At 70.5% G+C, this 4,828-nt stretch carries 4 protein-coding genes; 3 read left to right on the forward strand and 1 reads right to left on the reverse strand.

From position 1 onward, the window contains the following. From ABYE80_RS17235 to hemQ, 3 genes are all read left to right on the forward strand, one after another. The coding region (locus ABYE80_RS17235) for a lysylphosphatidylglycerol synthase transmembrane domain-containing protein (RefSeq protein ID WP_372791541.1) at positions 1-702 on the forward strand (702 nt) is incomplete at its 5' end. Next, on the forward strand, positions 699-953 hold the full coding sequence (locus ABYE80_RS17240; protein WP_372791544.1) for a GIY-YIG nuclease family protein: 255 nt from the start codon (positions 699-701) through the stop codon (positions 951-953). The genes ABYE80_RS17235 and ABYE80_RS17240, both read left to right, overlap by 4 nt. Positions 954-992: 39 nt before the next feature. Next, on the forward strand, positions 993-1,700 hold the full coding sequence (hemQ, locus tag ABYE80_RS17245) for a hydrogen peroxide-dependent heme synthase (protein WP_372791542.1): 708 nt from the start codon (positions 993-995) through the stop codon (positions 1,698-1,700). A gap of 64 nt (positions 1,701-1,764) precedes the next feature. Here the strand turns inward: hemQ and ABYE80_RS17250 are convergent. After that, on the reverse strand, positions 1,765-4,828 hold a 3,064-nt coding region (locus ABYE80_RS17250), incomplete at its 5' end, for a dihydropteroate synthase (protein ID WP_372791543.1).

Genomic DNA, 4,828 nt, shown 5'->3' on the forward strand with positions numbered 1-4,828 from the left:
ACGCTCGTCTCGCAGACGCTCCTGAACATCCTGGCCCTCGTGATCCTGGGCATCGTGATGTTCTCGTCGGTGGGCTACTTCCGCGGCCATCACAGCGCCCTTCTGCTCTTCACCCTCGCGCCGCTGGTCGCGCTGCTGGTGGTGCTCGCCGCTCCCGCGCTGCTGCGGGGAGGGCTGCCGTCGCGGTCCAAGCGCATCGGCGCGTGGCTCCACAAGGCGCGCCGGGCGATGGTGCAGGTCCGCGACGGACTCACGGTCTTCCGCCGACCGCGGGCGGCGGCGCTCGCCACCGGCGCGCAGTTGACGGCGTGGGCGATCCAGTGGTTGTCCTGCTACGTGCTGCTGGTCGCGTTCGGGCTCGAGCACCAGGCCGGGATCGGCGCGGCCGCCGCCGTGCTGTTCGCGGTCAACGTCACCGCGGTCCTGCCCGCGACACCGTCGAACCTCGGGGTCTTCCAGGCGGCCTGCGTCGCCGTGCTCACCGGCGCCTACGGGGTCGGGTCCGCGGACGCGCTGGGGTACGGCATCGTCCTGCAGGCGGTGGAGATCGCGACGGCGATCATCATGGGCGCCCCGGCCCTGCTCAAGGAGGGGTTGAGCTGGGGCGACGTGCGGATGCGGACGATGCACAGCCATCCGGTCGAGCTCCCGCCGCTTCCCGGCTACGCCCGCAGGGGCGAGACGCTGGAGTTCGAGCTCTGAGCGGCGACGCCGCAGCGTGGGTGTACCTGCTGCGGTGCGGTGACGGAACCCTGTACTGCGGCTGGACCGTGGACCTCGACGCGCGCCTGCGGGCCCACGCGGCCGGCCGCGGCGCGAAGTACACCCGTACCCGGCTGCCGGTGACGCTCGTCTGGTCGCAGGCGATGCCCGACCGCACGGCGGCGCGCCGGGAAGAGGCGAGGATCAAGGCCCTGCCGCGTCCGGCCAAGCTCGCGCTCCTGGACGGCTGAGCGTCCCTGCGCCTCGCGGCGTGGCATCCTGAAGTGATCATGACCTCGATCTCCCCCGAAGAGCAGACGGCGACCACCGGAGCGTTCCCGGCGGGGCTGACCCACACCGCCTACGCCGCGTTCAGCGTTCCCTCCGGACTGCCGGACGGCGATCGCGGCGCGCTCGCGTCCGAGGTCCTGTCGGCCATCGGCGGTCAGGACGGGGTCGCCCTGCGCGGCACGTACGACGTCAGCGGCTACCGCCAGGACGCCGACATCCTCTTCTGGCTCGCGGCGCCGGGACCCGACGAGCTCCAGCGCACGCTCTCCGCGATCCGGCGCACGCAGCTGGGCCGGGCGCTGCACCCGTTCTGGTCGGCGATCGGCGTCCACCGCGAGGCGGAGTTCTCGAAGTCGCACGTCCCGGCGTACTTCGCCGGCGAGGAGCCGAAGAAGTACGTCTGCGCCTACCCGTTCGTGCGCACGCACGACTGGTACCTGCTGGAGCCGGACGTGCGTCGCCAGCTGCTCATGGAGCACGGCATGATGGGCCGCGACTACGCCGACGTCCGGGCAAACACGGTCAGCGCCTTCGGCCTCGGCGACTACGAGTGGCTGCTGGCCTTCGAGGCCGACGACCTGACGCGCATCGTCGACCTGATCCGCCATCTTCGTGGGGCGGAGGCTCGTCGGTACACGAGCAACGAGCTGCCGTTCATCACCGGCCAGCGCCGTCCGCTGGCCGACATCCTCGCCGACCTGCCGTAGACGGTCCGACCGGTAGGGCGGCCGCTCCGGGGCCCGCCGCGGCGCGCCCCGGTCCCACCCAGCGTCAGCCCGCGACGGGCTGACGCCCCGACTCGTCCTCGACCGCGCCGCCGGTCGGGTCCTCGTCCGGCAGCGCCGGGGCCTCGCCGAACAGCGACGGGTCGCGCGGTGAGCCCTTGATGACGTCGTCGGGCGAGCCGTCGGGCAGCAGGCGCCCGTTGCGCATGCCGTAGTAGATCGCCTGCGGGTGGTGGACGACCATCGCGAGGGTCGACTGCTCCGGGATCGGCGCGTAGCCGTCGGAGATCTCCATGCCGACCTGCGAGAGGTCCAGGAGCTTCTCGACCTTGAGGTGGTCGGACTGGTCGGGGATCGCGGGGTAGCCCCACGACAGGCGGCGGCCCTGCGTCGCGGGGATGCCGAGCATGCCGCGGACCTTCCAGTGCAGCCACTCCGACAGGCCCTCGGCGGTCTGCACGCCGAGACCGTGCACGAACAGCTGCTCGGCGAACTCGCCGTCGGCCTCGAGCTTGGCCATCAGGTCGGTGACCTCCGAGCCCACCGTGAGCGCCTGCACCGCGATGACGTCGAGCTCACCGCTCTCCTTGGAGCGGAAGAAGTCGGCGGTGCAGAGCCGGTCGGCCTTCGGCTGGCGTGGCGTCACGAAGCGCGTCAGCTCGGTCTCGCGGTCCTGCGGATCGAGCACGACGATGTCGTTGCCCTCGCTGTAGCAGGGGAAGAAGCCGAGCAGCGCACGGGGGTGCAGGTAGTCCTGCTCGCGCCACATGCGCTCGAGCTTGGGGCGGAAGCCCTCCTCCTCGCCGTCGCCCTCCAGGAGCTTCTGCCACGCCTCGCCCTTGATGCCGCGCCCGCCCCAGTGGAGCTTGAACAGCACGTGCGTGTCGAGGTGGGCGTACAGCTCGTCCATGTCGACCGGGATCTCCTGGACGCCCCAGAAGGGCGGCTCGGGGATCGGGTTGTCGGTCCGCACGTCGGAGCGCACGGAGCTGTCGTTGTAGTCGAGGTCCTCGTCGGGGTCCTCGCCCTTCTCGCGGAAGGCCTTCGCCTCGGCGGCGAGCTTCGCGCGCAGCGCCTCGCGGGCCTCGTCCTCGACGATCTGGTCCATCACCGCGAGACCCTCGAACGCGTCCTTGCAGTAGAAGACGCCCGGGTCGTAGACGACGTCGGAGTCCTTGCCCTCCGGGTAGAGGGTGCGGAAGCTGAACGCCCGGTTGATCGCGGCGCCGCCGATGAGCACCGGGAAGTCGTGCCCCTTGGAGTGCAGTTCCTGCACCGCGGCGGGCATCTGCTTGGAGGTCGAGACCAGCAGCGCGGAGAGGCCGATCGCGGTCGCCTCGTGCTCGACGGCCGCATCCACGATCGTGCCGATCGGGACCTGCTTGCCGAGGTCGATGACCGTGTAGCCGTTGTTCGTGAGGATGGTGTTGACCAGCGACTTGCCGATGTCGTGCACGTCACCGAACACGGTGGCCAGGACCACGGTGCCCTTGGTGTAGCCCTCGATGCGGTCGAGGTAGTTCTCGAGCTGCGCGACCGCGCGCTTCATGACCTCGGCGGACTGCAGCACGAACGGCAGGATGAGCTCGCCGGCGCCGAACTTGTCACCGACCTCCTTCATCGCGGGCAGCAGCACGTCGTTGAGGGTCGGGACCGCGCCGATCTTCTCGACGCACTTGTCGATCTGCGCCTCGACGCCGTCGCGCTTGCGCCGCAGGATGTGCCAGTGGAGCGCCTCCTCGGGCTCCATGCCCGCGGTGGGATCGGCGGCGCCGGCACCCTCCTCCTCCTCGCCCTTGCTCTCGAAGTGCCCGATGAGCCGCTCCAGCGCGTCGTCGCGGCGGTTGAACACGAGGTCGTCGGCGAGGTCGCGCTCCTCCTGGGAGATCTCGCCGTAGGGGGTGATGTGGTTCGGGTTGACCATCGCGAGGTCCAGCCCGGCCTCGACGCAGTGGTGCAGGAACACCGAGTTGATGACCGCGCGCGCGGCGGGACCGACGCCGAAGGACACGTTGGAGACGCCCAGCGAGGTCTTGACGCCGGGGAGCGCCGCCTTGACGTCGGCGATGCCCTTGATGGTCTCGACCGCCGACGGGCGCCACTCCTCGTCACCGGTGGTGAGGGTGAACGTGAGGACGTCGAAGATCAGGAGCTCGGGATCCAGGCCGTGCTCGTCGCAGCAGATCTCCTTGATCCGCGTGGCGATCTCCACCTTGCGCTCAGCGGTCTTGGCCATGCCGACCTCGTCGATCGTCAGCGCGATCACGGCGGCGCCGTGCTCGATCGCCAGCGGGACGACGACGTCGGCCTTGTCGCGGCCGGCCTCGAGGTTGATCGAGTTGACGATCGCCCGGCCGGGGATCTGCTCCAGCGCGAGCTTGATGACCTCGGGCTCGGTGGAGTCGATCTGGATCGGAGCGGGCTGCGTGAGCGAGACGCGCTTGGCGACCTCGCGCATCTGCTCGTCCTCGTCGGTGCGCTCGGTGAGCGCGACGCAGAGGTCGAGCACGTGGGCGCCGCCCTCGACCTGGTCCTCGGCAACGCGCACGAGGCCCTCGTAGTCGTCGTTGAGGAGCATCTCCTTCGCGGCGCGAGACCCCTGGGAGTTGACGCGCTCACCGACGAGCGTGGGGGCGGGGTCCTGCACCAGCGGCGTCGACGTGATCATCGAGGAGACCCGCGGCGGGCCGGCCTGCGGACGGGTGAAGTCGGTGCGTGAGGCGCCCTTCACGCGCTCGGCGATCGCGGTGATGTGCTCGGGCGTGGTGCCGCAGCAGCCACCGACGACCGAGACGCCGTAGCGCTCGACGAAGTCGCCGAGGGTGTTCGCGAGGGGCTCGGGCTCCTCGGGGAAGATCGTCTCGCCGTCCGGGCCCTGGAAGGGGATGCCCGCGTTCGGGATGCAGTGGACCGGCACCGTGCAGTGCTCCCCGAGGTAGCGGATCGCGTCGCGCATGTCCTCGGGACCCGAGGAGCAGTTGAGGCCGATGATGTCGACCTTCAGCGCCTCGAGCGTGGTGAGCATCGAGGAGATGTCGGTGCCCAGGAGCATCGTGCCGCCGTTGGGCAGCACGAACGAGGAGACCTGGATCGGCAGCTTGCGGCCGGTC

Source organism: Paraconexibacter sp. (genome assembly GCF_041602235.1).
Classification (GTDB): domain Bacteria; phylum Actinomycetota; class Thermoleophilia; order Solirubrobacterales; family Solirubrobacteraceae; genus Paraconexibacter.